Genomic DNA, 25,279 nt, shown 5'->3' with positions numbered 1-25,279 from the left:
AGCTAAAATATGATATAATAATCATTAAGAATTTTTTATTAAACAAGGAGAAATATGAGTCTAAGTATTGGAATCGTTGGGTTGCCAAATGTTGGTAAATCAACACTCTTTAACGCACTAACAAATAATGATATCTTAGCTGCAAACTACCCTTTTGCAACAATTGAGCCAAATACAGGAATTGTTCCAGTTCCAGACACTCGTCTAAATAAGTTAGCCGAAATTTATGGCTCACAAAAAATTATTCCAGCAACAGTAACTTTTGTTGATATTGCCGGATTGGTGGCCGGAGCCTCAAAGGGCGAAGGATTAGGAAATAAATTTCTCGCAAATATTCGCCAATGCGACGCGATCGTTCATATCGTCCGAGCTTTCGTGAATAACGATATCGTCCACGTATCAAATGAAGTTAATCCAAAAAATGATATTGAAGTTATTAATACTGAACTAATCCTAGCAGACATCCAGACTATCGAAAACCGGCTGCCAAAGCTTCAAAAAGAAGCGAAAGCTAAGCCAGCTCTCAGAAAACAAGCCGATTACTTGAACAAATTACTTGAACAACTTCAATCTGGAAATGTATTATCAAGTATAAAAGATTTAGATTTAGAAGCTATTGCTGATTTGCACTTATTAACAGCTAAGCCCGTAATTTATGCCTTTAACGTTGACGAAAACACATTAGTCGATAACGCGAAAAAAAGTGAACTTGCAAAAATGGTTCTACCTGCAAAATCTATCTTTGTTTGCGCAAAACTTGAAGAAGAATTGAAAGGATTAGACGAAAATGATGCAAAAGATTTACTCGAAAGCTATGGAGTAAAAGAAACTGGGCTCAATCAAATGATCCACGCAGCTTACGACACCCTAGGATTACAAAGCTACATGACTGCTGGGCCAAAAGAAGTACACGCCTGGACAATCAAAAAAGGCTGGACTGCACCACAGGCAGCTGGCGTTATCCACACAGATTTCGAAAGAGGTTTCATTGCTGCACAAGTCGTAGACTATAATGATTTAGTGGAGTGCGGTAGCGAACTAGAAGCTAAAAACCACGGTAAAATCCGAACCGAAGGCAAGGACTATGTGATGTCTCCAAATGATGTTGTTGAATTTAGATTCAATGTATAAAAACTAAAGACCGATAAATTCGGTCTTTTTATTTGCTAGTCTTCCTTAGGATATAAAATCTTTCTTGATTACCTTTTGTTCCTTTAACTTCACTATCCCTTTTATTCTCTATGTATAAATTATTTGAACGGCACCAATTTTCAAAATCTTGAAGAATTTTCCTACGGTAAGAGTTATTTTTTACAACACCATTGACAGTTCCATTTCTTCCCGCTTCAAACTGCGGTTTAACCATTGCCACTATTTTTGTGTTCTTATTAGAAAGGTTTACGACACTTGGAAGAATTTCCTTTATAGATATAAAACTAACATCAATAACCACCACGTCGATTTTCTGATCTGTTTTAAAGTTTCGAATATCGGTTTTCTCATGTAGTTCAACTTTTTTGTTCAACCTTAATTTTGGATGTAACTGATCTGTACCAACATCAACAGCAATAACCTTGTTGGCACCATTCTTCAAAGAATAATCCGTAAACCCTCCCGTACTCGAGCCAACATCTAGAACCGTTTTATTACGAAAATCGATTCGCATTTTTTTAGCCACACTTTCTAGCTTCAATCCTGCTCGTGATACGTATTGAACTTGCTGAAGGATTTTTAATTCAGAATTGACATCAACAAAAAAACCCGGTTTAGTTCTCTTAATACCGTCAACTGCAACCTTACCAAGCTTTATATAGCTTTCAGCCTGAGAGCGACTCTCGACCATTTTTCTGTCTACTAATAGATTGTCTAATCTGATTTTCATATCTTATATTATACTATATTTCTAACATAATTTCCAGCAATCACATGCTGTTCAATATTTTTATACAAAATAAAATAGGCTGAAATTTGAGCCTATTTTATATTAATCTAATTATTTTTGTCGTTCTCGATATTCGCCAGTCGAAGTATCAACTGAAATAATATCATTTTCTTTAATAAATGCAGGAACTTTAACCGTTATACCAGTCTCAAGTTCAGCATCTTTTAGGACGCTTGAAGTTGTATCGCCCTTCACCACATTCTCAGTATAAACGACTTTAAGCCAAACATTTTTAGGTAATTCAACATTGATAACTTTTCCATCAAAGAATTGAAGATTTAGTTCTTCTGCTTCTTTTAGATAACCTGCAGCATCGTCAATAATATCTTTCGAAAGTTGAAATTGTTCAAATGTTTCTGGATCCATAAAATGGAAATCTTCACCATCATTATAAAGATATTGAACTTTCTTGTTTGTAACTTCTGCAGGTTCAACTTTATCTTGACCTTTAAAAGTTTTAGGCAGCAAAGCACCTGTGATAAGGTTTTTAATTTTTAAGCTTACAATACTTCCACCACGACCTACAACTTTTTGGTTATATTCGACTACGCGATATGGTTGACCATCAAGCTGAAAAACTACACCCTTTTTCAAATCAGTTGGTTGATACATTTTCCTCCTTAAAATATTTTTTAAAATAAATCTTCCCCACCCAGTTTTGAGCAAGGAAGATTCGAAAATTTAATTAAGCATTTGTTACGAATGCCAACAATGCCAAATGACGTGCACGTTTGATAGCAACTGTCAATTGTCGTTGTTGTTTAGCGCTCAAACCAGTTTTTGTAGCTGGCTCAATTTGACCATAGATGTTTACAAATTTTTGCAAAGTTTTAACATCTCGGTAATCAAAATACGCTGGGATTTCTCGTTTAAATCGTTTAGCCATTTTAACTCCTTTTTAAATTTAGAATGGGATATCAGATAGATCAATTGGCTCATCTGAAAAGTCGTCGCTAACAGTTGGTTCTTCAGCTTTAGTAGTAGGAGCAGAACTTCCACCACGACTACCATCACTAACAAAACTAAATTCTTCAACTACAACATCAATTGCGCTTCGATTCTTTCCAGTATCTTTATCTTGCCAAGTTCGTTGTTGCAAACGACCACTCACTAGCAATTGGCGACCTTTCGAAACATATTTCGAAATTGTTTCACCAGTTTTTCCCCAAGCAGTACAGTTAATAAAACTTGTTTCTTCTTGGCGTTCACCACTGGCATTATTCCAAGTTCGGTTGATCGCAAGAGTGAAACTTGCTAGGTTTTGGCCACTTGGAGTTGTTCGAAGTTCTGGGTCTGCAGTTAGATTTCCCATTAGTATTACTTTATTAAAAGCCATAATTCTATCCTATTCTTAAAAAATTATTTTTCTTCTGATTCTACAACTGGTCGCTCTTCTGCTTTAACAAGCAAATATCGCAAAACTTCGTCAGTAATATTCAAAGTGTTACTAATTTTTAGTGGTGCAGTTGCTGGAAGTTTTAGATCCATAGCAACATAAATTGCAAAATCTTGACCTTTAATTGTGTAAGCAAGTTTTTTCTTACCCCAGTTGTCTTCTTTTGCAATTTCACCGCCGTTAGCAGCAACCAAACCTCGAATTTTATCTAGAACTTTATCAAGATCGTTTTCGAAATCTGGATGAATAAGAACTGTAAGTTCGTAATCCTTCATTTTTACTCCTTTGGTTAAAGCCTATTCTTTCAAATAAGCTGAGCTAATATTCCTTTAAATTATATCACTTTAAAAGAGAAAAATCAAGAAAACATTGCTAAACTATAATTTTTTTAAAAACATATCTTTCGAAAATAAAAAATCGGCGAATTATTCACCGATTTCTTCATAGCTAGAAACAAGCACTTGGCGTGGCTTTGAGCCATTTGGTGGACCAACAATTCCACGATCCTCCATTTCGTCAATTAATTTCGCAGCACGACCATAGCCGATTCCAAGGCGTCGTTGCAAATAGCTTGTTGAAGCCTTCCTTGCCTCAATGACAAGCTTAACAGCTGTTTCAAAAGTTTCATCCGTAGAAGAACTTCCGCCACTCATCACTACTCCACCCATAGCTCCAGGTTGAACTTGCTGCGATATAACCTCATCATTATATTGAGGTGGTCCTTGCGAACGAATAAAGTTTGTAACTCGCAAGACTTCTTCGTCCGTAACCCAAGCACCCTGAACACGCTTTAAGTTTGGCGCACCATTCATATAGAACAGCATATCACCATTTCCAAGAAGCTTTTCAGCACCACCGCGATCGAGAATTGTTCTAGAATCACCGTTCGCTGCAACTTTGAACGCAATTCGGCTAGGAACGTTTCCTTTAATCAAACCAGTCACAACACTAACAACCGGCTTTTGAGTCGCCAGAACAAGGTGAATTCCAACAGCACGAGCCTTCTGTGCAATTCGCACAATCATAGCTTCAACATCCTTTGATGCCGCCATCATCAAGTCGGCAAGCTCATCAACAACAATTACGATATAGGGTAGTGGCTCAAGCAATTTAGGCTCTTCACCCTCCGGTGTTGATTTTTTAATCTTCTCATTTTTAGAAATCACATGCTTGTTATAGCTTTTAATTTCTTTGATTTTCTCGTCAGCCAGAACACGATAACGACGTTCCATTTCGTTAACCGCCCACTTAAGAGCCGAAAGCGCTTTTTCGGAATCATTAATAATTGGCGTTAACAGATGCGGAATATCCTCGTAAGCTGTCATTTCCACAACTTTCGGATCAACCATGATTAGCTTTAACTCACTTGGTGAATGTCGATAAAGCAAGCTTGTAAGCAATGCGTTCATCATAACAGACTTACCAGAGCCTGTTTGACCAGCAATCAAAAGATGCGGCATTTTCGAAAGATTACCCACAACTGGGTGACCAGCGATATCTTTACCGATTGCAAAAGTTAATGGATCTCGAGCGTTTCGCCATTCCTTAGAATCTAAAACTCCAAAAAGTCGAACATCAGCAGATTTTAAATTTGGAATCTCCACACCAACTGCTCGTTTTCCCGGAATCGGTGCTTCAACACGAATTGATTCTGCGGCTAAATTTAGCGCAATATTATCGCTAAGATTTTCGATTCGGCTTAGCTTTACACCACTTTGCGGAACTAAAGTATATTGTGTTACTCGTGGACCAATATTTGCGGCTTCCATTTCAACATCAATATTAAATTCGCTAAGCGTATCTTTAATTGTTCGTGCATTTTGTTCAACATCACCAGCATCGGCCGGGTTTTGTGAATGCTCCAACAAATCGAAACCTGGCGCTTGCCATTTTGAATCATCAAAAATTGGCGCGTGGTTTTCAGCTTTTTTCGAATCTTCAGCAGAAGTTTCCTTGGCTTTCGAAATTCGCATCAAACCTTTCTTCTCTTTTTGTTCAGCCTTTTCACGTGATTTTTTATCCAAAACCGCAACACCTGCGTTTAGTTTAATTTCTGGCTTTTCGGTATTATTCAAATCTTCAGCCTTTTTCGAAAGCATTGCTTCTTTGGCTTTCTCGAAGACTTTAGCGTTCTTAGATTCATTAGCAAAATCGCTAGTCTTGAGCATCTCACTAATTTTCTTAATCACAACTATTGGCGAAACTCGCAAAATCGAAAGCAATGTAATTGAAATCAAAAGTAAATAAATAATCGCCGCAACAACAGAGTTCACCATTGCTAACATAATTTTATTCGAAATTTCACCGCTCCAACCGCCATAATGCATTCCAGCAGAAGCTCTAAATAACCCAAAGAAACCACTAAGCCAGAATAGAATAAGTACAAGACCAAAAGTGTTTAAGCCTGGAAAACGGTTTTGTTCATCACGAAAAATTTCAACCGAAATAAAGATTAAAACTGCCGGCACAAAAAATGCAGCCCAGCCCATGAATCCAAGAAATCCTTGGTGAATTGCTGTAAGCGCCGCACCACCAGCACCAAACCAGCTCAAAATTAAGAAAAATGAAAACGCAATCAAAAGAACCGCACTAACTTGCGGCCAAAATCCAGCCGGTAAAACACTTTGTTTTGGAGCCGGGGCTTTTTTAGCTTTGCTTTTTTTCACTTGTTTTTTAGCCATAATCTTTTTATATTATATCACAAAAATATTTTTTTCGAAAACTTATTTTTAACGGTTTAAAAATATTGCAAGCTCAATTAATGTTGATTCAATCATTGCCCAAACATCAACATTTTCGCTTTTGATAACTTCATCAATTTGCGAGATTTTCGAAACAATTGCTGTAAGTTGTTGATTGCTTATATTTTGCGCAAAATTATCGAGTCTTCCTAAAGCCCAAGAATTCGCACCGATCTCTTTTGCAATTTCTGCCGTTGTTTTACCTGAACTTTTGCCAATTTTTAAGGCTGAAAAATTAAAAACTTGCGTTGAAATTAAACCTAAAAACTTATAAGCACCTTCTTCCCTATCTGTTATTTTTAATTTCGAAATTTCTTTTTGCAAACCTAAAACATCGCCCGAAAGCATCATTTCGAAAACTGCAAAAGCATTACTTTCAACATTTTGCGGTACGAATTCACGAATATTTTGCTCGTTCGCTTCACCAATTAGCGCCATTTTTTCGATCGCATCACGAATCGACCATTCATTCAATCCAACCCACGAAATTAAGAAATTTGCCGTTTTGTTATCAATTTTCAACCCAAGTTTTTTACCGAAAGCGCGCGCAAATTCAGCCAAATTCTTCGAATCTTTTGCGGCAATAGCTTTAAATTCATAAAGCTCAACAATTTTCAAAATTGATTTATAAACAGTTGAACGTTTATCGATTTTATCTTCAATAATGCACAAATGAACATCGGTAGAAATCCGCGGGAGAATCTCACCGAGATTTTGCCAAATTTCAGAATTCTCACTTAGATTTCGAATGTAAACAAACCGCTTTTCCGCCAAAAGACTAATTCCGCAAATTAAATTAACAAAATCACTTTTCGAAAGCCCATCGATCTCTTGTTTTTGAATCTCAAATCCAGATTTTTCAGCATCCTTTTTCATTTGAGCGAGTTTCGCAGTTCGCTCATAAGAATTTTCGCCATAAAGAATTGTTGTTTTTCCGCCAAGCATTATTTTTCAAGCCCTTTCTTTATTTTTTGACAATTTGGGCAAAAATGTGTGCCTCGACCGCCAACTCGGATTTTCGAAATTTCCGTTCCACATCTTTTGCAAGGTTGGCCATCCTTGTGATAAACTGCAGCATATTCAAGATAATTTCCACGTGAACCATCAGCATTAACATAGTTTCGATCTGTTGAACCGCCCTTTTCGATCGATTTATTCATCACAAACCGAATAGCTTCGTGCAGTTTTACAAAATCAGATTCCGAAAGATCTTCGATTCGAGTTTCAGGATGAATTTTCGCTCGCCACAAAGCTTCATCGGCGTAAATATTCCCCACACCGGCAATAACACTTTGATCTAAAATTACTGGCTTGACCATACTTTTTCTTTTTCTTGAAAGTTGCTTCTTTAAAACTTCCACCGTAAAATTATCCTCTAACGGTTCTGGCCCTAATTTTTGGAAAAATGGTAAAAGTTCAACTTCAAAATCTGGCAACAATTTCATATAGCCAAATTTGCGTTGATCATTAAAAAATAATTTAGTTCCATCTTCAAAATCAATTTCAACACGAGTTGATTTATTCGGTAGATCATTAAGAAAGTCTTCATTCGGGTGACCGGCTCCCCAGTTCTCTTCGCCCCGATAAACCATTTGACCCGTCATTCGAAGATGAGTCACAAGCGTATATTCATTATTTAATTTTAAAATAATAGCTTTTCCTCGACGACTAACTTTCGAAATCTCAGCACCAACCATAAAATCTTCAACATCTTTTGGTGCATTTGGAAAACTTTTAGGCCAATCGTGTTTTACTTTCGAAATTTTCTTTTTCAAGATTAATCGATTCAATCCTCTGACAACAGTCTCTACCTCTGGTAATTCTGGCATTAATCCTCCTTAAATTCCTTTGAAAAATCTTCCCAATTTTTATATAAAAATCCCTGAATCCCCACTTTTTGGGCGGATTCAACATTTAAAATCGAATCATCGAAAAAAGCTATTTCGCTCGGTAGAACATTACTCTTTTCAATTGCGATTTTAAAAATTCTTGAATTTGGTTTAGCACACCCAACTTCACCAGATAATACTAAAAAATCGAAAAGTTCTGCTTGCTCTTTTCTGGAAAAAAACTCATCAAATTGATATTGTGCGACATTAGAAATAATTCCAATTTTTAGGCCATTAGTCTTCTGTTGACGGATAAAATTTAAAAGATTTTTATCTTTTTTCCAGACATATTCAAAAATATGTTCTGAAGAAGGCTGGCGTAAAACCAGCACTCCAAAACAATCGAAAAATAGAACTTTAGCGCTTATTCTCATTAATCCCAAGATCACGCACAATTTGCTCATTTCCTGGAACTTGCGAAATAAACAAATTCTGAAGCTGTTTATTGTTTGCTAATAATGAACCTTTAGAGCCTGCACAAGTTGTAGTCCAAAGATGTTTTTGTACATTATCATCTTTTAAAATTGAGAAATCATAAAGGTGTCCTGTAGCACAAACCCCAGCAAGATCATCAGCCGCACCACTAAATGCAACACCCTTCATCATGTTAGCCTTATTGAGTGCATTCACAAATTGAGTATACGACTCTGAATTATTCCCCAAATTCACTTCCTTAATAACTTCATCAAGATAGCCTTTATAAGTTATTAGCTTACGATAAGTTGGAGACACTTCAACAGTATAAGATCGAAAGTTTTCTTGAGCCACAATTGGTCCTCGAACCGCCATTTTAACACTACGATTCTGTTCAACACTTAATAAATCTTTAACCGATTTATCTTCTTCTTTCGAAGAATCATCTCCAGCCTGCTGTGATTGATTATTATTTCCACCATTCATAAGCGCATTCACTACTGTAACAACAGTTATGATCGAAAGAATCGCAATCGCGATAATTAGCAAGATTGGTGCAATTCGTATAAGTTTTTCCTTCATTTTAAACCTTTCTCCACCACTTTAATCCAAATATTCATGAAGTTTTTTCGAATCTTTATGCTTCTTCAACTTCATTAATGCCTTTGCTTCAATTTGACGGATTCGTTCACGAGTAACTGCAAATTCAAGACCAACTTCTTCAAGCGTATGGCTCTTTGTGCCGTTCAGTCCAAAACGCATTTCGAGGATTTTACGCTCACGGTCTGAAAGTGTTGAAAGAATATCGCGAACTTGCTCTTTTAGAAGTTGAACTGTCGCTGATTCTTCTGGGCTTGCAGTATCTTCGTCTTCAATAAAATCACCCAATGTTGATTCTTCACCTTCTTCCCCATCGCGGCCAATTCCCGCATCTAGCGAAGTAATATCTTGCTTAATTTTCTGGATATATTCAACTTTTTCAACATCCATGTCCATCTCTTTAGCAAGTTCTTCATTAGTTGGTTCACGATTAAGTTCTTGTGTTAATCGGCGAGATGTTCGCATAAGTTTATTGATCGTTTCGACCATGTGGACAGGAATTCGAATAGTTCGCGCCTGATCGGCAATCGCACGAGTAATTGCCTGTCGAATCCACCAAGTTGCGTAAGTTGAAAACTTGAAACCTTTGCTTGGATCAAATTTATCTACGGCACGAAGAAGACCAGTGTTTCCCTCTTGAATTAAATCAAGTAGGTCCAACCCACGACCAGAATATCGTTTTGCAATCGAAACCACAAGGCGCATATTAGCTTCCGCCATTTTATCTTTTGCCTTTTGGTCACCTTCCATCGCTTTTTTGGCAAGTTCAGTTTCTTTTTCAAGTGAAAGGAGTGGGATTTTACCAATCTCACGCAAATACATCCGAACACTATCATCTGTTATATCATCAGAATATGAACTATTTATTAGATCTTCGTCTGCTATATTTTCTTCGTCTTCATTTGTAAGATCTTCAAAATCCGGCTCAAATTCATCAAGAGATACCGTTGCGTCAACAACACCATCTTCGTTTAAGATTTCTTCTGGAAGTTCCTTCTTGCTTTTACCTTTTGCCACTATTTAGCTCCTTATTTAGTTCAATAATCTTACTTAAAATCTTCGTTTTTAAATTTTCATCACCCTGAATTTCAGCATTTTCAAGTTCAGCTTGAAGATTCTCTTTTTGTGTTCGCAAATTTTCAGTTTTAACTTTCTGAATCAAACGCTTCATTTCATCGGTTGCACTTTCTTTAATATTTCCGAGCCGTTCGTCAGCTTTTAATAGTAGTATTTTAACATATTCATCAAAGCTTTTCAATAGCTCCATATCTTCAGATTTCAATATTTCTAGAATTTTATTCCGCTGTTCGCCGTGTAGAGAATTCTCTTTTAAATCACTCAACATTTTAGCGAGCCGAGGCTCCTTAATCGCAAGCGCAAGCAAATCATCTTCGTACAAAAAATCGTCAACAAATTTCTTATCTGTTTTTTCAATTTTCACCCGTTTTTTGGTTTTTTCAGGCTTCTTTTCTTCACCAATCTTATTGAGCAACGTCGCTTTCGAAACACCAATTCTTTTCGAAATCTCATTAATGTAAAAATCTTTTTCCACAGGGTCATTTAAGTTTTCCACAAGTTTAAGTGCAATTGTGGAAAAGTCTTTTTTACCCTTCGCAGTTGAAATATCTAGCCTCTTTTGATATTGATCAAAGATCCATTCCATTGCTGGCTGCGGATTCGCAATTGATCTCCTCCATAGTTCTATATCTTTTTGAATTAATTCATCCGGATCTTTTGCTTGGCCTGCAGATTGATCTAATGTAATAATTGAAAGCTCAACCCCAGCTTGCTGACCTAAAGAAATAGCTCTTTCAGTGGCGTTGATTCCAGCCTGATCACTATCAAAACAGAGGCGAATATCATTTGAGAACCGACTAAGCGCCTTGAGGTGATTTACTGTCATAGCTGTTCCAGCCGTAGCGACCACATTTCTCACATCCACTTGATGGCTCGAAATTACATCCATATTCCCTTCAACAACCACTGCAAAACCAGTTTTTCGAATCTCATTTTTAGCTTGCGAAAGTCCAAAAATATTCGAAGACTTATCATAAAGCAGAGTTTGTGGTGTGTTCAAATATTTGGGAGCGTTTGGTTCGTCATCTATAATCCTGCCAGTAAACCCAACCGGCTCACCACTCGCATCTTTTAATGTAATTACCATTCGGTTTCGAAAAATGTCACCACCAAACCGATTTAAAAGCCCTGCGTCACGAATATCATTTAACGAAAAACCTTTTTTAAGTAAAAAGTTTGTTAATATTTTTTGGCCGTTTGGCGCATAGCCAACTTTAAAATCTTGCACAATTTCTTTCGAAAGTTTGCGTTTTTTAAAAACATAGTTCAAAGCTTTTTTATCACGAATCAACATATGCTGATAAAAATTAGAACTTATTTGTAAAATTTTTCGAAGGCGTTCTTTCTTTTCGGCAATTTCTTTAGAGCGTTTTGAGTTAAAAGTTTCAATTTCAACGCCTGCTTTTCGAGCCAAAAATTCTAATGCTTCACGAAAATTCATTCCCTCAACTTCCATGATAAAACCAAAAATATCACCGCCTTTTCCAGATGAAAAATCGTGCCAAATTTGCTTATCCGGACTAACAATAAAACTCGGAGTTCGCTCATTCGTCCAGGGACTAAGCGCCTTAAAATTGCGCCCCGTTCGCTTGAGCTCAAGATATTCGCCAGCTAAATCTTCAATACTTATTCGCGATTTAATTTCTTCTCTGGCATCGTTCATGTTTATATTATACCACGGGTCGAAAAAATATTCTAAAAAATGCTATTTCTTGATTTACTGAAATTAAAGTGCTAAAATAAAAATCAGAAAAGGAAAAAATAAAATGGAAACGATCGAAAAACTTACAGCCGAAATTATGGCCGATCCACAAAATTCTATCTACACAAAACAAGGAATTAAACCGCTCTTTACAATTCCAAAAACTGCACGCATCAACATTGTTGGCCAAGCGCCAGGAATACGCGCACAAGAATCAGGGCTATATTGGAATGACCCAAGTGGTGATAATCTTCGAGAATGGCTTGGCGTAAGTAAAGAACAGTTTTATAATTCAGGATTATTTGCTATTATTCCGATGGATTTTTATTTTCCTGGACACGGAAAATCGGGCGATTTACCGCCAAGGAAAGGCTTTGCTGAAAAGTGGCACAAGCGAGTTCTTGCTCTCGCTCCAGATATAGAATTAACAATTTTAATTGGTAATTATGCTCAGCATTATTACCTTAATCAAAAATCGTCTGATAAGCTAACCGAAACCGTTAAAAATTATAAATCTTATCTTCCGGAATATTTTCCGCTCGTTCACCCTTCGCCTCGCAACAATATTTGGCAAGCAAAAAATCCTTGGTTCAAGGACGAAGTGATTCCAGATTTACAAAAAATAATTCAAGAAATTATCAACAAATAAAAATAAGCCGCCTTTTCGAAAAAAGCGGCTTTTAGAATATTCTACTTCTTATAGTTTTCGAGTTGCTTTGAAGATTCTTCAAGATTTTTTTCAATCTTTGCATACATTTTTTTCTGCACAGAACCTGCTGTCTTTTTATGACGAACAATCAAGTTTTTAACACGAACTAACTGATAGGCCATTTCACGAGAATAAACTTCGTCAATCGTAGCATTCAAAAACGCATCATCAAGAGTTGTATCAAGCTTGTTAAAATCAGTTTCAGTTTGCTTATAAATTTCTGATTTCTTCCTTGAATCACCACGCGGAACATCAATTTTCTTACTCTTCATGTATTCTGTTAAGATTTGCTCATCAGAACTGAGTGAAATATTGATTCCGGCATTAACGGCTGCTAAGTCTGAACTTTTAATTTTCTTTTGATACGTCCCGGTAATCTCTTTAAGTTTCACAACGTTATAATAAGCCCGAAGAACTTTTTGCGTAGAATCATCACTTTTTCCAGCAGTTGCAATAATGAAAATGGCAAAGAATAGCGCAATTGCAAGCGCGGACGCAACCAAAATCTTGCCCTTTGTCCAAAACGGAACAGCCTTTTTAGGCGAGATTTTATTCAAATACTCAACGGTATACGGATTCTCAGATGCAGAGCTACCGTTATAGTTTTGATTTGGCATTAAATTTGGAGCAGCAGACGGATTCTGCACTGGTTGCCGTGGATATTGAGGTTGGTTTTGATACCCATTTGGATATTGCGGATAATTTTGTTGAGCACCATAGTTTTGATACTGAACACCAAACTGCTGCTGATTTTGCTCAGCAGGAAATTGCCCATTTTGAGTAAACTCATTTGGATATCCACCATAGTTTTGTTGTTGTGGATACTGATTTTGAGGAAAATTATTCGGTTGAACACCATAATTTTGGTCGTTCTGATTCCAGTCTTGATTTGGTTTCATATTACTTATGATTATACCAAATTTATATTTTTTTCGCAAATGAAAAAGGCCTCCTTCGAGGCCGAGAAGATTTTTACCACCGATCGTCTGCATAACGACGATCTTCTTGATGCGCAACACAAGGAGCACTTCCATCGAATGCACCAAAGCATGCAGTTTGCGCTCGCCATGCCGGCTCACTTTCACTACCATTCCTATTACCGTCAACGTCAACTCGTCCAGACAACCGTGCTAACTGCCCATCATTATTTCTGTTTCCATCAACAGCATAATGCTCATTTGGGCTATTATTCGTCCTGTTCTGAGTAGGAGCCTTTACCCCACATTTCGTTTCGCTATATGCTGTGTGGTGGTCAATAATTCTTCTTCTTGTCATATAATGTACCGCGTTTAAAGCCCGCACGGCTATAATTTCCCCAAAAAGAGGTAATTACTATGTTACCATATAAATATATTTTTGTCAATAGTTAACTACTCACAAGCTAATCGATAACTTAGTCGCAATAAGTCACAAAGCTCATCGGCCGCAACTTGCCCTTGCCCAATAATCAAATTCCAATCACGCTCGTTCATTAATTTAGAAGGGACCACGCTCTCCTTTTCACGCAAAATTCGCGCCAATTGCGCACCAGTTTTCATTTCAACGTTTAATGGTTTTGAGCCATCATGGATAATTGCAAAAATTGCTTTCGATTCTTCACTTTCCGCAATTTTCGAAAGAATCTTTTCACCAGTCGCACGTTCAAAATCACCAAGCTCACCAGTCATTTTTTCTTGCCAAATTTTTTCTAATTTATCGAAATTAACTTCAAAAATTTCAAGCTTATTTTCTTCATCTTTTCGAACTTCTGCCGCATCAAAAGTTAACAAAAAATCTCTAATTTCATCTTGATTCATTATTTTTTCACCTTTTTTAAATAAAATTTCAACTCTTCAATCGAACCGCGAATATCATCCAACGCACGGTGGTTTTCGGGCTTGGCAAAAACCCGTTTAAACTTGGCACTCATCACAACTTTCCACGCCGAAACATCTAGCATTCGATAATGCAACATTTTTTCAAGTTTTTTCCATTCCGCACGAATAAATCGGCGATCTTGGTGAATTGAATTTCCGCCCAAAAGAATCTTTTCGCCATTCGTAAGTTCTTCCGCAAAGTTTTCTTCTACAAATTTAATTAAGTCCGCTTCAACTTCTTGTGAATTTTTCGTAGCACGAGAGTTTTGTAATTTTAAAGCATTGCGCGTTTCACTAAAAGTATCCCAAAACTCGCCAACCATTCGGCTTTCGAGTGTTTTTTCATCAACTTTAACCGCACTTTCAAAAGTGGCAATTTCGTTAAAATCCCAGTCTGTCGCAATTGCGGCAACTTCTAAAATCCGGTCTTTTTGCGGATCAAGACCAGTCATTTCTAAATCAATCCAAAGAATTTTTGCGCTTTTCATTGTTTAAATTATATCATTTTTTAGTAGAATAAGCAAAAACTAATCTAAAATTCCAAAATCTTCAAGCTTTTTAGCTTTCGAAATATCAAAATCGGCAATTTTTGTGCGCCGAAGTTGCGAACAGAATGCACCGCAACCCAAATTTTCACCCAAATCTTCCGCTAGTGAACGAATATAAGTCCCACTTGAAACATGCGTGCGAACTTTTAGTTTTGGAAAATCATAACTTAAAATTTCGAAATCAAAAATTTCAACCGTGCGTTTAGGAATTTCAAAATCTTCACCCTTTCGCGCTAAATCGTAAGCGCGCTTACCATCAATTTTAATCGCACTAAAAGCTGGCGGTGTTTGTTCAATTTTGCCCAAAAAGTTAGTTTTAATTTCTTTTTTAATCTGTTCGAAAGTTGGAACTTCAAAATTCTCGCATTTCGAAATCTCACCTTCTGGATCACCCGTGCTGGAAATTTGGCCAAGTGTAAATTCAGCCTCATAGACTTTATCAAGCTTAGTGAGACTCATCGCATTTTTAGTTTCTTTACCATATAACAAAACTAAAAGCCCGGTCGCAAAAGGGTCGAGCGTTCCTGTGTGGCCAACTTTTATTTTTTTACCAAACTCATTTTTTAGCACACGGCGAATTCTTGCCACAACACCAAAGCTAGTAATTCCAGCGGGCTTATCAATTAAGATTCGCCCGCTATCGTTTTCGAAAAACGCCATTTTACATTCCTGGAATTCTAAACTGCGATGGATCGTTAGGGTAAATTTGATCCGTCATTATTTTATCGCCACTATTTTGTGCACCCATTGCCGGCTGTTCTGCTGGACTTGGAGCTACGTCAAAATTTGGAATTTCTGGTGGCATTGGCATTGTGTTAAAATCTGGCATAGCTGGTGGCATTGGCATTGCAAAATCATTTGAATTTTGCACCGGATTACTTGCCGCGTATTGTTCATTCGAAATCGGATTGCTTGATTCGAAATTTGAAAGAGGTTGAACTGGTGCAGCCTGTGCATAAGCGTTAGTTTCGGGTATAAAATTGCTATTATCTTTTGGCTCTTCGTAAACCGCATTCTGAGTTTGTTTACGATTTAAAATATAATCGTTATCTTCAGGGTTTGAGGTTGCGGCAGCATTATCTTCTCGCTTAATTCCACTAGGTGAATATGGCTGAGCGCCCATTAACCCGCTGACAATTTCTGCGTTATCCTTAGGGTGATAATATTCATCGCCCTGTTTTTGTTCTTGCGCTGGAGCTTCTTTTGGTTCAGCAACTGGTGCTGGTGTAGCTTCAACTGGTTGAGTTGGAGCTTCAAAAGCTGGAACAGAAATCTCAGTTTGTTGAGCTGGTTCAAAAACTTGCTCTTGAACTGGAGATTCAGCAATAAACGCATTCGGATTTTCGAAAGGCTCGCTAGCTGGAATTTCTGGCGCATAGTTTTCAATCGGCGCCTCAACTAAACCTTCTACACTTTGAGGTGGAGCTGGTTGTTGAATTTCTTGTTGAACTGGCGCATCGTTATTTTGTTCTTGCGCTGGAGCTTCTTTTGGTTCAGCAACTGGTGCTGGTGTAGCTTCAACTGGTTGAGTTGGAATCTCAACTACGGGCTGAACTGGAGCCTGAGGAATAAATTCTTCTTTTTGAGCAGGCTCTTCTTTAGACTCTTCAACCACTTCTTTGAAATCTTCTTGAGGTTGCTCGACTTCTTCATCTTCAGAATCTCCATCTTCAAGTTCTGAGAAAGCATTAACTCCAGTGTTAATATTTTTTAGGTCGTTAAGAGACTCTTCAAGTTCCTCTTCACTATCTTTTTCTGGCTCTTGAGATTCTTTTTTAGCTTTTGCTTCTTCGTGAGCAATTACGAAAGCACCGTCACGTTTTTGTTCGGTTTTCGAAACTTGCTTTTTATCTTCTTTTTCGCCAGAAAGCTCTTCAAGTGCTTCTTCCATTTTAGCATTTTTCTGAACGGCAAATTCGCCTGCTTTTTCTTCAGCTTCACGAATTTTCGAAATAACAAGTTGCTGGTCGGCGCCAGATGCGATAAGTTTCGAAGCAAGACCCATAATTTCAGCCGTTACTTTCGAGTTTGAGAATCGATCAGTTTCCGCAACGATTCCAGTTAGAAGCGCGGTAGCAACTGATTCAGTAAGATTTTTTTTGCCAATAGATTCAATAATTTGAACAGTAATTTCACTTAAAGAACTTGCACTTTCATCGTGCCAGTGAATTCCGTTAAGATTTGTTTGATTTTCGCCAACAGTTAAAATTCCCACTGAAGCATCGTGAAAAATTCGACCATGTGCCGCCAAAGCACCATCAAGTCGATCTTGGCTTTCAACGTTTAGCGCCAAAACAAAATCAATATTAAAATCACCTTGTTCGAATTCGAGGTCTTTTTCAGAAATCACCGAACGATACGGCGTAATGAAAATTTTAACGTGATCGCCAACAAGTTTGTAGCGTAAGTGATCAGCTTTTTCTTTATTTAGGGCGATAATAAAATCACGTAAAGAATCGACCGAATGTTCGAAAGTTTTTTCTGGGCGCAAGAAAGTTAGCGCATCTGGCATTTCACCACTCGCAACTGCTGTTGCATGCTTGCCTGAATTGTTTATCGCAAGCGTCAACGCCAAAGCTGATGAAAGTTCATCAACACTTGGGTTATCGTTTACCGCAATTAGAATGCTTTCTGATTCTTTCAACTTTGCGATAATCTGCTCTTGAGCATTATTTTTTGACATTTGTTTATTGAATCCTATTGTTTATTTTTATAATTTATAGCCCTATATTAGCATAATCATAATAAAATGTCAATAGTTTATTTGAAATACTTGCTTTTTCTTTCGAAATACTGTATAATCGATGTTGAATTGTAAATAACAACCTAAAAGAAGGACACTAAATGCCAATTATTAAATCTGCTGTAAAGCGAATGCGACAAACCGCAAAACGACGCGAACGCAACGTTGGAATTAAAAAAGATATCAAAGGTGCAGTAAAAGCTTTTGTTGCTGAACCAAGCGCAAAAAGCCTTTCAAAAGCACAAAGCGAACTAGACAAAGCTGTTAAAAAAGGTCTTATCAAGAAAAATACAGCTGCCCGCCGAAAATCTTCTCTTGCCGCTGCTGCGAAAAAAGCTGGCGTAAAACTTGCTTAATTTGATACATTTTCAAAAATCGCTCAAAATTGGGCGGTTTTTTATTTTTCTTTTTCAAAAACTTGACAATTCTACTTAAAAATGCTATAATCTAAAAGATTTGCCGTTTTGGCAAAAATAGAACATTTGGAGGACTTTTATATGTCTTTAAAGGAACGATTGGCGACAATGAAGCAATCCGCATTGACTGAGGATAATATTGCTAAACAAGTCGAAGATATTCTCATCAAGGCCGCTAAGGATGGTGAATCAACTGTAGTTATCTACCTTGATAAGGAAAATGGCTACAAAACGCAAGCCGTATGTCAGTTCCTAACTAAGGAAGGAATTGATTTCAAAAAGGCTTACGACTCATACCAAACAACTGAATTTCCGTATATCGATACGCACATGGGTGGTTATGAGGGCGTCGACCCTAATAAACAAGTCCCTGTGACTAAATATCAATTCAAAGGTATCCGCGTATTTTTATAGTGAAGGGAGAGTGAATTATGTCATTTAAAGACCAGCTAGAAGCTGTCAAAAACGAGGCTCTTGACCGTGATACTATTGTAGGACAAGTGAAAGAAACGCTGTTAGCTGCTGCAAGAAAGGGTGAGTCATCTACACTTATTTCACTATCAAATGAGCGAGACAGCAAAACTAATATTATCTGTCATTTTCTTGAGAGTGAAGATATAAAATTTGAAAATGTTTATGATGCGAAACAGATTCAAAGACAAAATTATTACGACCGTAATAAAGACAAAATTATCCCTAACTATACGGATACCAAATACATTTTCCAAGGTATTCGCGTCTTCCTTTAGAAAATCATCAAAGAAACAAAACCCGCAGAAATTTGCGGGTTATTTTATTTCTAACATTTTTTGAAAATTATTTACCAATTTGAGTCACTCATCGAAAGTGAAGGCTTAACCTCAAGCTCGAGCGGATTTTGCGGTTCGCTCAGCACAGCTTGAAAAGCACCCAATGTTGCTACCATTGCAGCATTGTCGGTGCAAAGTTCCGGTGGAGTGAAAATCACTGGATCCGGCAATTTATCTGAAACTCGCTTAACTAATTCTTCCCTTAACGCTGAATTTGCCGCCACACCGCCAGCAATCACAACTGTTGTTGGCGCAAAATCTTTCACCGCAAGCTCAAGCTTATCAACCAAAGTTTCAACTGCCGTTTTTTGAAAACTTGCCGCAAAATCGTTTCGTTGCTGTTCACTGAGTTTTGCCGCTAATTCGAAAGAAGGAAAGTTAAAATCAACACCAACTTCTTTTTGAACCGCTCGCAAAACAGCCGTTTTTAAGCCCGAAAAACTAAAGTCATACTTCCCTTTTAAGCGCGCTTTTGGCAACTTATATTTTGAAGAATCTCCATTTTGCGCTGCTTTCGAAATTGCTGGACCGCCCGGATAAGGCAAACCGATAATTTTTGCAACTTTATCGAAAGCTTCACCAACCGCATCATCTTGAGTTTCGCCCAAAATTTGATAATCGCCGTGAGCTTTAAACAAAACAATTTGCGAATGACCGCCCGATACAACTAGCGCCAAAAATGGAAACTTTGGCGGTTTTTCGTTCAAAAAATTCGCATAAACGTGCGCTTCAACATGATGAATTGGATAAAAAGGTTTATTGAAAATTCGTGCATAAGTTCGCGCGGTTAATGTGCCAACCAAAAGCGAGCCAATTAAACCTGGCGCATAAGAAACGGCAATCCCATCGAGATCTTCAAAAGAAACACCAGCGCGCGCGAGCGCTTTTCGAACTACAGGATTCGCATATTCAATATGCGAACGAGCCGCCACCTCAGGAATCACACCACCAAATTGCGCGTGAATATCAATCTGTGAATGAACCACACTTGAGAGCAAATTTAATCTTGGCGAACTTTCGCGCGTAATTTGATCTGCATCAAATTCAACCACGGCCGCCGCAGTTTCATCGCAAGTGCTTTCAATTCCTAGTATTTTCATAATTCTATTTTACTACCTTTTAATATTTTGGTCAATTTTTTAGATTTTTTTACTTTCGAAAAAGAAAAACCGCCCAGATTTTGAGCGATTTTCTTTATTCTGCACTTCCCTATTTTTTGAATTTTCGCACGATTTTTTTCGCAGTCGGTAAGAATGAATTCCAGATGAAATATGTTTTCGAAATCGGAAAATCCAAAGTTCCAACAAGCATATTTTCATGATGCGCAAAACCAGCTTTGAATTTCGAAATCCCATCGTTCAAAAGACCGTTGAAGTCATATCTTTCCACACCACGTTTTTTCATTTCGAGCATTGCCGTCCACTTTAAAATGTAGTTAGCGCGCACTTTTTGACCCATTTCAGTCACGCCGCCATAAAGCTCAAACGAAGTATAGTTGCTTTGCGCAAACCACAAAAATGCAACCATTTCTTGAGTTTGGTTATTTTCGAAAGCTTGCCCCTGCTCTTCACTCGAGTTTACATCTATAAATGCACCAAAAATTGGCGAATTTTCACCCATTTTTTTATAGAGGTCGTGGTAATATTTTTTAGGGTGAATTGCAAAACCAGCACGCTTTGCAGTTTGAACGTAAATTTCTAGCGCGCGATCGATATCTTCTTTCGAACGAAGTTGGCGAATTTTTACTTCCCCACTACTCTTTCGAATATATTGACGCGTTTTTTTGCTCATTTGTGCGAGCAATTCATCTTCAGTTTGCGTTAAATCAATAATTAGCGTTCGCGGAATTAAAATAGTATTTTTACTCTTTCGCCAGCCATCACGAATCTCAAATTCATCTTCATTCCAATCTGGCTCCATACTCAAACAAACTGGTTTTGGTTTAATGTTTTTCGAAACCCAAAGTGCTATTTCACGCGAAATGCGAGCTCGTTCAATCGGTTTTTTCGAAAGCGCCAAAGCGCCACGCGGAATATATGCAAAACTATTAAGCGGAAAAGGTAGTTTTCGAATTAAAATTTGCGCTGCTGCCACAATATCTGAATGATCATTCTTCTTGCGATCAATGTATTTTTCTTCACCGTTCTTCAAAAAAACTCGCACCACTTTCCAGTTTGATGACTCGGCTTTAAGTTCACCCCAGCCCCAAAGCTGCAAAGGATGACCGTTATGTTCGTTAACAAAATCGTCCCATTCTTTTTTATCTGTAATTTCGATAATCTTTAGCATATTTATATTATACACCGAATGTGGTATAATTGTAAATGTAAAATTTTCACGCATTAAAAAATTTCGCGTGAAATGTTGAATAAATGCGATTAAAGGGAATTATGAAAATTACAAAGACTTACGAACCGAACAATTACGAACCTGAAATTTATAATCTTTGGGAACTTTCCGGTGCTTTCGAAAGTAGCGGAGTTGGCCCAAAATATTCAATTGTAATGCCACCACCAAATGCAAACGGAAATCTTCACATTGGTCACGGATTAATGGCCGCCGTAGAGGATATTTTGGTGCGTTATCACAAAATGAAGGGTTATGACGCAATTTATTTGCCTGGTGCCGACCACGCCGGTTTTGAAACATGGGTTGTTTATGAACGCCTTCTAAATGCAAAAGGGAAGAGCCGTTTTGATTATTCTCGTGATGAGCTTTATAAAAATGTTTGGGATTTTGTTGCTAGCCAACGCGGAAATATGGAATTACAACTTCGCGCACTCGGAGCTGGAGCTGACTGGAAAAACCTTACTTTCACACTAGATGAAAAAGTAGTAAATCGCGTTTATAAGACTTTCGAAAAAATGTGGAACGATGGCCTAATCTATAGAGGTGAGCGAATTGTTAATTATTCAACAAAATACCAAACTTCTTACGCCGACATTGAGGTAGATTATAAAGAAGAGAAGGGCAAACTTTGGACAATCGCGTATCCTGTTCTTGATAATTTTGGTGATATTAGTGAATATATGCTAGTTTCAACAACGCGCCCAGAGACAATTCTTGGCGATACTGCACTTGCAGTTAATCCAGAAGATGAACGATACCAAAATCTAATTGGCAAAAAAGTGCGCGTACCTCTAACTAATCGTGAAGTTGAAATCGTCGCCGATGAATACGCCGATCCACAATTTGGAACTGGTGTTGTTAAAATTACACCATTCCACGATCCAAATGACTTCGAAGTTGGTAATCGTCACAACTTACCAAAAATTCAAGTAATTGGCTTTGATGGAAAAATGACTCAAAACGCCGGTGAGTATGCTGGCTTAGAAGTTATGGAAGCGCGAAAAAAGATTCTTGAAGACCTCAAGAAGATTAACGCTCTCTTTAAAGAAGAAGATATTACGCACGTTGTTGGTTACGACTATAAATCTGGCGAGCCAATTCAGCCACTTGTAAAAGAGCAGTGGTTTATCTCTACGAAACCTCTAGCTAAAAAAGCTATTGAAGTTCTTGAAGAGGACAAAATTAAATTTACGCCCGAAAATAAGAAGAATGTTCTAATGGAATACCTTAAAAATATTCGCGACTGGAACATTTCACGTCAAATACCGTGGGGAATTCCGATCCCAGCATTTCAAAATGTTGAAGATCCAACAGATTGGATTTTTGATGAACGCGTTCACGAAGCTGAAATTGAAGTTAACGGCAAAATTTATAAACGCGATGAGGATACGCTTGATACTTGGTTCTCGAGTGGTCAATGGCCATTCATTACAACTGATTTTCTTGAGGGCGGTGAGCTTTCGAAATTCTACCCAAATAGTGTAATGGAAACCGGCCACGACTTGATTTTCCCTTGGATTTCACGAATGATCATGTTGGGGCTTTATTGCACCGGCCAAATTCCTTTCCGCGAAGTTTACTTGCACGGAATGGTTCTTGATGAGCATGGCCAAAAAATGAGTAAATCAAAGGGAAATGTGATCAACCCGATGGATGTAATTGCTGAATATGGTTCCGACGCTTTCCGCCTTGGAATTATCGCAGCACGTTCAGCAGGGCAAAACCAAGCATTTTCGAAAAATAAAGTTATCGCTGGGCGAAACTTCTGCAATAAACTTTGGAATATTTCACGATTTATCTCAGAAAAAGTTGGCGATATTAAGAGTGAAAAACGCCCCGAAGCTTTCTCGCCAGCAGATCACTGGATCGTACGAGAACTCGACCGTGCAATTTCAGAATTAGATAATCACATGCAAAATTACCGTTTTGCCGAAGCTTCTGAAACTGTTTATCACACAATTTGGAGCACAGTTGCCGATTGGTATATCGAAGCATCAAAAACACAACAAAATCCTGAACTTCTGGCTTGGGTCCTTGAAACTTGTCTAAAAATTGCACATCCATTTGCGCCTTTCGTAACCGAAACTATCTGGCAAACTTTACCTTGGACTGAGGGAATTCTCGCAAATGAAAAACTTGCCGAATCACTAGAGTTTAACGAATTCGAAGCACTTCAATTTGAACGAATTCAAGATTTGGTTGGTGAAATTCGCTTGATCACCGCTGAACTTCCAGGCAAAAAACGCTACAATTTGGTTTTCGAAAAAGATGAACTAATTGCAAAAAATGCCGAGACAATTCGCCACCTTTCACGCGTACCAGAAATTGTTCAAACAGACGCGCCACACGGATTCAGTCTTGCCGCTAGCGGTTTGGGCGCATATCTTGATGTTCCAACTAGCGTTCTAGCCGAATATAAAACTGAATTAAATGAACGAATCGAAAAGATTTCGAACGAGATTAACTTGCTCGAAAAACGACTCTCGAACGAAAACTATGTTTCGAAAGCACCAGCACATTTGGTTGAAGAAACTCGTGAAGAATTCTCAAACAAAAAAGCCGAGCTTGAAAAAGTTAAAAAAGCGCTTGAAATTCTATAGAATTATAAAACTTTCTTGACTTATCTAGAAAAATTTGTTAAAATATTCAAGATGATTACTAAAGAGAATAAAGAGAAGGCAATCGCTTTGACTCAGGTTTCAAAGAATGACGTTGGTTCGCCACAGGCGCAAGTGTCAATCTTGACGGCTCGTATCAAAGAAGTGACGGAACACCTTCAATCAAACAAGCACGACTTCATGGCTCGTCGCGGTTTGATGCAAATGGTTGGTCGCCGTAAAAAACTTCTAAAATATCTTGAACGAAAAGATTTTGAAGCTTACAAAGCTGTTGTTGCTAAATTAGGTCTTCGAAAATAATAATTTCGAAACTGCAAAAATTGCTCAAATTCTGGGCGATTTTTTGTTGTGTATTTTCAGTTTAACTTAAGATAAAAATATATTATAATTAAAACTAGACTTTTTGTTGAACTTTTTATTTTTTGGAGGTATTAAAATGGCCTACGATTTAATTATCAGTAATTATGTGTTTGAAATTTCGAACGAAGATTTCGAAAAGCGCGTTCCGGATTCATTGAAAACAGAGTTCAAAAAACTTGCCCAAAAATTTGAATTTCCCAAGCAGGAAACACAAAATTGTAATCCAAAAGATTTGCACAGCATTTTGAATTATGTAAATAATTTACACACTCACTTAAAGCAAGACACCGAGCTTTGGCTAGAAATGATTGGCCGAATAAAATTTGGCCTCGAGGTTGCGCAAAATCCAATTTTTGTTTTTTATGATCTTGGCTCAAAACAAGATACGGTTGTATTTGATAAAACCGGAAAAATCTTAAATTTTGATTATTCGAAATTGAACTTACCCCGATTTGGAATCGAAAAACATCCAAACTATGACGTTAATCGATACGATTTAAAGCCGCAAGTTCAAAAATATTTTAATCGAGATTTCATTCATTGTTATAGCGAAAATTTTCTAGAAACGCTTGAAATTTTCGGCCAAAACCATAAAAAAGTAATGGTTAAAATTATGATAAATCCAAAAGCGGGAATTTTCGAAATTGATTTATCTCAAAAGCCAACTCACGAAATGCTGGTAAGAATAATGAATGCCTGGCACGAAAATGATTTATTCATTCAAGATTTTGCAGATATTCGTTATGAAATGCGTTGTTTTTGTGTGAACGGGGAAGTGTTAACTTCGGCTGGTAACATTGAAGATTTTACTTGGTTGCAAAACACTGAAAAGTTTGATCCGCAACTGCAAGAAATTCGCAATCAAACCGAAGTTAAATTTCAACCTAAGATTCGAAATCAATTACTTGAATTTGCTCGAAAAACCGCTAAAGAAATTACGCCGGTTTTTAAAACTAAAGATTTTGTGTTGGATGCAGCAATAATTAACGGTAAACCGGGAATTGTTGAATTAAACCCGCTTTCGAATTCTGGGTTATATGCATGTGATATAAAAATCTTGGTTGAAAATAAATATCGCCAAACACTTTAAAAGCTTCGTTATTTTCGAAG

Annotated in this window: 28 protein-coding genes; 8 read left to right on the top strand and 20 right to left on the bottom strand. The window is 37.5% G+C overall.

Annotated elements, in window-relative coordinates; translation table 11 throughout:
- Positions 1–54: 54 nt before the first annotated feature.
- On the top strand, positions 55–1,131 hold the full coding sequence (gene ychF / locus HXK94_000370) for a redox-regulated ATPase YchF (protein QTI96352.1): 1,077 nt from the start codon (positions 55–57) through the stop codon (positions 1,129–1,131).
- 28 nt (positions 1,132–1,159) lie between these two features.
- Here the strand turns inward: ychF and HXK94_000365 are convergent, their stop codons facing one another.
- The 12 genes from HXK94_000365 to dnaG form a co-directional block, all read right to left on the bottom strand.
- Positions 1,160–1,882: a TlyA family RNA methyltransferase gene (locus HXK94_000365; protein QTI96351.1), complete on the bottom strand. Its 723-nt coding sequence runs from the start codon at positions 1,880–1,882 to the stop codon at positions 1,160–1,162.
- 111 nt (positions 1,883–1,993) lie between these two features.
- Complete coding sequence (efp, locus tag HXK94_000360; GenBank protein QTI96350.1) at positions 1,994–2,554, bottom strand: elongation factor P; 561 nt, start codon at positions 2,552–2,554, stop codon at positions 1,994–1,996.
- Positions 2,555–2,627: 73 nt separating this feature from the next.
- Complete coding sequence (rpsR, locus tag HXK94_000355) at positions 2,628–2,828, bottom strand: 30S ribosomal protein S18 (GenBank protein QTI96349.1); 201 nt, start codon at positions 2,826–2,828, stop codon at positions 2,628–2,630.
- A gap of 18 nt (positions 2,829–2,846) precedes the next feature.
- On the bottom strand, positions 2,847–3,278 hold the full coding sequence (ssb, locus tag HXK94_000350) for a single-stranded DNA-binding protein (protein QTI96348.1): 432 nt from the start codon (positions 3,276–3,278) through the stop codon (positions 2,847–2,849).
- A 23-nt stretch (positions 3,279–3,301) separates the two neighbouring features.
- On the bottom strand, positions 3,302–3,613 hold the full coding sequence (rpsF, locus tag HXK94_000345) for a 30S ribosomal protein S6 (protein ID QTI96347.1): 312 nt from the start codon (positions 3,611–3,613) through the stop codon (positions 3,302–3,304).
- A gap of 150 nt (positions 3,614–3,763) precedes the next feature.
- Entirely contained in the window at positions 3,764–6,019 is a 2,256-nt protein-coding gene (locus tag HXK94_000340; GenBank protein ID QTI96346.1) for a DNA translocase FtsK 4TM domain-containing protein, read from the bottom strand.
- A 48-nt stretch (positions 6,020–6,067) separates the two neighbouring features.
- Positions 6,068–7,024 (bottom strand): DNA polymerase III subunit delta, encoded by a 957-nt coding sequence (holA, locus tag HXK94_000335; protein ID QTI96345.1) that lies wholly within the window; start codon positions 7,022–7,024, stop codon positions 6,068–6,070.
- Complete coding sequence (mutM, locus tag HXK94_000330; protein ID QTI96344.1) at positions 7,024–7,908, bottom strand: bifunctional DNA-formamidopyrimidine glycosylase/DNA-(apurinic or apyrimidinic site) lyase; 885 nt, start codon at positions 7,906–7,908, stop codon at positions 7,024–7,026. Before mutM ends, holA begins: the two co-directional genes overlap by 1 nt.
- Positions 7,908–8,342: an HAD-IA family hydrolase gene (locus tag HXK94_000325; protein QTI96343.1), complete on the bottom strand. Its 435-nt coding sequence runs from the start codon at positions 8,340–8,342 to the stop codon at positions 7,908–7,910. Before HXK94_000325 ends, mutM begins: the two co-directional genes overlap by 1 nt.
- Positions 8,326–8,964 (bottom strand): hypothetical protein, encoded by a 639-nt coding sequence (locus tag HXK94_000320; protein QTI96342.1) that lies wholly within the window; start codon positions 8,962–8,964, stop codon positions 8,326–8,328. The genes HXK94_000325 and HXK94_000320 overlap by 17 nt, the downstream gene beginning before the upstream one ends.
- Positions 8,965–8,985: 21 nt before the next feature.
- Entirely contained in the window at positions 8,986–9,804 is an 819-nt protein-coding gene (rpoD, locus tag HXK94_000315) for an RNA polymerase sigma factor RpoD (GenBank protein ID QTI96608.1), read from the bottom strand.
- 181 nt (positions 9,805–9,985) lie between these two features.
- Positions 9,986–11,722: a DNA primase gene (dnaG, locus tag HXK94_000310; protein ID QTI96341.1), complete on the bottom strand. Its 1,737-nt coding sequence runs from the start codon at positions 11,720–11,722 to the stop codon at positions 9,986–9,988.
- 103 nt (positions 11,723–11,825) lie between these two features.
- Between dnaG and HXK94_000305 the strand changes: the two genes are divergently transcribed.
- Complete coding sequence (locus HXK94_000305) at positions 11,826–12,410, top strand: uracil-DNA glycosylase family protein (protein ID QTI96340.1); 585 nt, start codon at positions 11,826–11,828, stop codon at positions 12,408–12,410.
- Between the two features lie 41 nt (positions 12,411–12,451).
- Here HXK94_000305 and HXK94_000300 read toward each other — a convergent pair whose 3' ends face one another.
- From HXK94_000300 to HXK94_000275, 6 genes are all read right to left on the bottom strand, one after another.
- Complete coding sequence (locus tag HXK94_000300; GenBank protein QTI96339.1) at positions 12,452–13,369, bottom strand: hypothetical protein; 918 nt, start codon at positions 13,367–13,369, stop codon at positions 12,452–12,454.
- 73 nt (positions 13,370–13,442) lie between these two features.
- Entirely contained in the window at positions 13,443–13,745 is a 303-nt protein-coding gene (locus HXK94_000295; GenBank protein QTI96338.1) for a hypothetical protein, read from the bottom strand.
- Between the two features lie 95 nt (positions 13,746–13,840).
- Positions 13,841–14,266 (bottom strand): hypothetical protein, encoded by a 426-nt coding sequence (locus tag HXK94_000290; protein QTI96337.1) that lies wholly within the window; start codon positions 14,264–14,266, stop codon positions 13,841–13,843.
- Positions 14,266–14,814, bottom strand: a complete 549-nt coding sequence (orn, locus tag HXK94_000285) for an oligoribonuclease (protein QTI96336.1) — start codon at positions 14,812–14,814, stop codon at positions 14,266–14,268. The genes HXK94_000290 and orn overlap by 1 nt, the downstream gene beginning before the upstream one ends.
- Positions 14,815–14,853: 39 nt before the next feature.
- On the bottom strand, positions 14,854–15,534 hold the full coding sequence (gene truB, locus HXK94_000280) for a tRNA pseudouridine(55) synthase TruB (GenBank protein QTI96335.1): 681 nt from the start codon (positions 15,532–15,534) through the stop codon (positions 14,854–14,856).
- A gap of 1 nt (position 15,535) precedes the next feature.
- Positions 15,536–17,557, bottom strand: a complete 2,022-nt coding sequence (locus HXK94_000275) for a hypothetical protein (protein QTI96334.1) — start codon at positions 17,555–17,557, stop codon at positions 15,536–15,538.
- Between the two features lie 161 nt (positions 17,558–17,718).
- Between HXK94_000275 and rpsT the strand changes: the two genes are divergently transcribed.
- The 3 genes from rpsT (at position 17,719) to HXK94_000260 (ending at position 18,782) form a co-directional block, all read left to right on the top strand.
- Positions 17,719–17,973: a 30S ribosomal protein S20 gene (gene rpsT / locus HXK94_000270; GenBank protein ID QTI96333.1), complete on the top strand. Its 255-nt coding sequence runs from the start codon at positions 17,719–17,721 to the stop codon at positions 17,971–17,973.
- A 141-nt stretch (positions 17,974–18,114) separates the two neighbouring features.
- Positions 18,115–18,447, top strand: a complete 333-nt coding sequence (locus HXK94_000265; protein ID QTI96332.1) for a hypothetical protein — start codon at positions 18,115–18,117, stop codon at positions 18,445–18,447.
- Positions 18,448–18,464: 17 nt separating this feature from the next.
- The gene (locus HXK94_000260) at positions 18,465–18,782 is read left to right on the top strand and encodes a hypothetical protein (protein QTI96331.1); all 318 of its coding nucleotides are present in this window, start codon (positions 18,465–18,467) and stop codon (positions 18,780–18,782) included.
- 71 nt (positions 18,783–18,853) lie between these two features.
- On the opposite strand, the gene tsaD is transcribed toward HXK94_000260, so the two are convergent.
- Positions 18,854–19,942: a tRNA (adenosine(37)-N6)-threonylcarbamoyltransferase complex transferase subunit TsaD gene (gene tsaD, locus HXK94_000255; GenBank protein ID QTI96330.1), complete on the bottom strand. Its 1,089-nt coding sequence runs from the start codon at positions 19,940–19,942 to the stop codon at positions 18,854–18,856.
- A 109-nt stretch (positions 19,943–20,051) separates the two neighbouring features.
- Positions 20,052–21,131 carry an aminoacyltransferase gene (locus HXK94_000250; GenBank protein ID QTI96329.1) on the bottom strand — a complete coding sequence of 360 codons (1,080 nt, stop codon included), beginning with the start codon at positions 21,129–21,131 and terminating at the stop codon, positions 20,052–20,054.
- A 101-nt stretch (positions 21,132–21,232) separates the two neighbouring features.
- On the opposite strand from HXK94_000250, the gene HXK94_000245 reads away from it, so the two are divergent.
- The 3 genes from HXK94_000245 (at position 21,233) to HXK94_000235 (ending at position 25,259) form a co-directional block, all read left to right on the top strand.
- Complete coding sequence (locus HXK94_000245) at positions 21,233–23,791, top strand: valine--tRNA ligase (GenBank protein QTI96328.1); 2,559 nt, start codon at positions 21,233–21,235, stop codon at positions 23,789–23,791.
- Positions 23,792–23,842: 51 nt separating this feature from the next.
- Complete coding sequence (gene rpsO / locus HXK94_000240; GenBank protein ID QTI96327.1) at positions 23,843–24,109, top strand: 30S ribosomal protein S15; 267 nt, start codon at positions 23,843–23,845, stop codon at positions 24,107–24,109.
- A gap of 136 nt (positions 24,110–24,245) precedes the next feature.
- The gene (locus HXK94_000235) at positions 24,246–25,259 is read left to right on the top strand and encodes a hypothetical protein (protein QTI96326.1); all 1,014 of its coding nucleotides are present in this window, start codon (positions 24,246–24,248) and stop codon (positions 25,257–25,259) included.
- Positions 25,260–25,279: the final 20 nt, after the last annotated feature.

The organism is Candidatus Nanogingivalaceae bacterium (assembly GCA_015257795.3).
Lineage (GTDB): Bacteria > Patescibacteriota > Saccharimonadia > Saccharimonadales > Saccharimonadaceae > Nanogingivalis.
The sequence above is the reverse complement of the archived record's forward strand: the minus strand, read 5'-3'. Positions and strand labels throughout refer to the sequence as shown.

What these genes read in the sequence shown, in the direction of transcription:
- efp (QTI96350.1), bottom strand. Translation starts at nt 2,554, where the DNA reads ATGTATCAACCAACTGATTTGAAAAAGGGTGTAGTTTTTCAGCTTGAT.
- rpsO (QTI96327.1), top strand. Translation starts at nt 23,843, where the DNA reads ATGATTACTAAAGAGAATAAAGAGAAGGCAATCGCTTTGACTCAGGTT.
- HXK94_000320 (QTI96342.1), bottom strand. Translation starts at nt 8,964, where the DNA reads ATGAAGGAAAAACTTATACGAATTGCACCAATCTTGCTAATTATCGCG.
- ssb (QTI96348.1), bottom strand. Translation starts at nt 3,278, where the DNA reads ATGGCTTTTAATAAAGTAATACTAATGGGAAATCTAACTGCAGACCCA.
- HXK94_000245 (QTI96328.1), top strand. Translation starts at nt 21,233, where the DNA reads ATGAAAATTACAAAGACTTACGAACCGAACAATTACGAACCTGAAATT.
- rpsF (QTI96347.1), bottom strand. Translation starts at nt 3,613, where the DNA reads ATGAAGGATTACGAACTTACAGTTCTTATTCATCCAGATTTCGAAAAC.
- orn (QTI96336.1), bottom strand. Translation starts at nt 14,814, where the DNA reads ATGAAAAGCGCAAAAATTCTTTGGATTGATTTAGAAATGACTGGTCTT.
- HXK94_000305 (QTI96340.1), top strand. Translation starts at nt 11,826, where the DNA reads ATGGAAACGATCGAAAAACTTACAGCCGAAATTATGGCCGATCCACAA.
- HXK94_000340 (QTI96346.1), bottom strand. Translation starts at nt 6,019, where the DNA reads ATGGCTAAAAAACAAGTGAAAAAAAGCAAAGCTAAAAAAGCCCCGGCT.
- mutM (QTI96344.1), bottom strand. Translation starts at nt 7,908, where the DNA reads ATGCCAGAATTACCAGAGGTAGAGACTGTTGTCAGAGGATTGAATCGA.
- ychF (QTI96352.1), top strand. Translation starts at nt 55, where the DNA reads ATGAGTCTAAGTATTGGAATCGTTGGGTTGCCAAATGTTGGTAAATCA.
- HXK94_000365 (QTI96351.1), bottom strand. Translation starts at nt 1,882, where the DNA reads ATGAAAATCAGATTAGACAATCTATTAGTAGACAGAAAAATGGTCGAG.
- HXK94_000250 (QTI96329.1), bottom strand. Translation starts at nt 21,131, where the DNA reads ATGCTAAAGATTATCGAAATTACAGATAAAAAAGAATGGGACGATTTT.
- HXK94_000290 (QTI96337.1), bottom strand. Translation starts at nt 14,266, where the DNA reads ATGAATCAAGATGAAATTAGAGATTTTTTGTTAACTTTTGATGCGGCA.
- HXK94_000260 (QTI96331.1), top strand. Translation starts at nt 18,465, where the DNA reads ATGTCATTTAAAGACCAGCTAGAAGCTGTCAAAAACGAGGCTCTTGAC.
- HXK94_000295 (QTI96338.1), bottom strand. Translation starts at nt 13,745, where the DNA reads ATGACAAGAAGAAGAATTATTGACCACCACACAGCATATAGCGAAACG.
- dnaG (QTI96341.1), bottom strand. Translation starts at nt 11,722, where the DNA reads ATGAACGATGCCAGAGAAGAAATTAAATCGCGAATAAGTATTGAAGAT.
- HXK94_000235 (QTI96326.1), top strand. Translation starts at nt 24,246, where the DNA reads ATGGCCTACGATTTAATTATCAGTAATTATGTGTTTGAAATTTCGAAC.
- HXK94_000300 (QTI96339.1), bottom strand. Translation starts at nt 13,369, where the DNA reads ATGAAACCAAATCAAGACTGGAATCAGAACGACCAAAATTATGGTGTT.
- truB (QTI96335.1), bottom strand. Translation starts at nt 15,534, where the DNA reads ATGGCGTTTTTCGAAAACGATAGCGGGCGAATCTTAATTGATAAGCCC.
- rpsR (QTI96349.1), bottom strand. Translation starts at nt 2,828, where the DNA reads ATGGCTAAACGATTTAAACGAGAAATCCCAGCGTATTTTGATTACCGA.
- HXK94_000265 (QTI96332.1), top strand. Translation starts at nt 18,115, where the DNA reads ATGTCTTTAAAGGAACGATTGGCGACAATGAAGCAATCCGCATTGACT.
- rpsT (QTI96333.1), top strand. Translation starts at nt 17,719, where the DNA reads ATGCCAATTATTAAATCTGCTGTAAAGCGAATGCGACAAACCGCAAAA.
- HXK94_000325 (QTI96343.1), bottom strand. Translation starts at nt 8,342, where the DNA reads ATGAGAATAAGCGCTAAAGTTCTATTTTTCGATTGTTTTGGAGTGCTG.
- holA (QTI96345.1), bottom strand. Translation starts at nt 7,024, where the DNA reads ATGCTTGGCGGAAAAACAACAATTCTTTATGGCGAAAATTCTTATGAG.
- tsaD (QTI96330.1), bottom strand. Translation starts at nt 19,942, where the DNA reads ATGAAAATACTAGGAATTGAAAGCACTTGCGATGAAACTGCGGCGGCC.
- HXK94_000275 (QTI96334.1), bottom strand. Translation starts at nt 17,557, where the DNA reads ATGTCAAAAAATAATGCTCAAGAGCAGATTATCGCAAAGTTGAAAGAA.
- rpoD (QTI96608.1), bottom strand. Translation starts at nt 9,804, where the DNA reads ATGTATTTGCGTGAGATTGGTAAAATCCCACTCCTTTCACTTGAAAAA.